We start from the raw sequence: 1,225 nt of genomic DNA, 5'->3' as shown, positions 1-1,225 counted from the left end.
GGCCCGGTTGCAGGGGGCCGGAAACCCTAAAGTCCCGACACCACCGGCGATCCCGAGCCGCCGCGAGCGGGCCGGAAGGCGGTCGCGGCCGGGATGAAAGACCGTACGGGTGCGGTGATGGCCGCCGTGGTCGAGAGCCGGAACGGCGACCGGGGGCGGCCCGCCGCCGTTGCCTCATGCGGGGAAGATCCGGCCGCCGGAGGGTCATCTCGCAGCGGCGACCGTCACGGGTCGGGCCCGGCGGGTGTTTACGGCGTGAACACCGGCGAGCAAGCGCGGAACAGGCAGGCCGCTACCGGATGTCTCCGGCAGCACCCGCGCCCATGCCAGGAAATCTCCGAAGAAGGCGTCGACTCGCCGTGCGATGCAATGCGTATGCACTACGCTCGGATCATGAGCAGCGAGTCTCTTCCCTCGGACCTTCTCGCCGAGACCAGGCGGTGGATCACCGAGACCGGGCAGGACATCACCCCTGTCGAGTACATTGCTCAGGCCGTTCACCGGCAGATGCAGGAGGACTATCGGGCCGCCAAGGAACGCGAGGCCCGCCGTATCGAATCGATCCGTGCCGCCAGCCCGGAGGGCTTCGCATCCGGCGAACGCCGCGCTGAGGAGCTGATCGCCAAATACGCCGGGCGGGCTACGGCGTGAGTGCCAAGTTCATCCTCGACACCTCACTCATCGCCGCCTACGCACAAGGGCACGATCAGGCAGTCGGCATGGTCCATGCGATCAAGCGCCGCGTTCCCGCGGGTCTTCTCCTCCCCGCCACCTCCGTGATCACCGCACGGGCACGTCTCACCATCGACGAGCGCGAATACCTGGACGCGGAGCTCCTGGCTCGTAATCCGCAGCCGGATTCCGATGAGGTCGTCGTGACGTTCGGAGTCGGATACGACCCGATCAAGGTCGATCTTGACAGCGATGCTCAGCGAGGAATTTCTGGCACCTGGGCGGATCTTGGAGTTGATACCGTGCCGATCGATGTGGCTGAGGCCGCCTACTGGGGCAATCGAACCGATCGGACCGTGCTGACCCTCGATGGCAAGAACGTGTGGGGCCGGCTCCTGGCCGACCTGCCCGGGGTGAGCGTCGAAGACCTCCAGGATGGCCCGCCCGAGAACTGGAGCTGATGGTGGGCCTCACCGACGAGAATCACGACCAGATGATCACTACTTCGCTGCGGTTGCCCAAGCCGGTGATGGACGCCGTCCGTGCTCGAGCG

General features: G+C 66.5%; 2 protein-coding genes. Both read left to right on the top strand.

The genetic code is table 11. The annotated features are described in order from the left end of the window. Nucleotides 1-393 precede the first annotated feature (393 nt). Entirely contained in the window at nucleotides 394-651 is a 258-nt protein-coding gene (locus tag ACWJ6R_RS36670) for a hypothetical protein (RefSeq protein ID WP_449066600.1), read from the top strand. Continuing rightward, a complete protein-coding gene (locus tag ACWJ6R_RS36665; protein WP_449066599.1) occupies nucleotides 648-1,133 on the top strand; it encodes a hypothetical protein in 486 nt (161 codons plus the stop codon). The genes ACWJ6R_RS36670 and ACWJ6R_RS36665 overlap by 4 nt, the downstream gene beginning before the upstream one ends. Nucleotides 1,134-1,225 lie beyond the last annotated feature (92 nt).

This window comes from Planomonospora algeriensis, assembly GCF_977012225.1.
Note: the sequence above shows the minus strand (reverse complement) of the source record. Positions and strands in the feature narration are given on the sequence as shown.

What these genes read in the sequence shown, in the direction of transcription:
- ACWJ6R_RS36670 (WP_449066600.1), top strand. Translation starts at nt 394, where the DNA reads ATGAGCAGCGAGTCTCTTCCCTCGGACCTTCTCGCCGAGACCAGGCGG.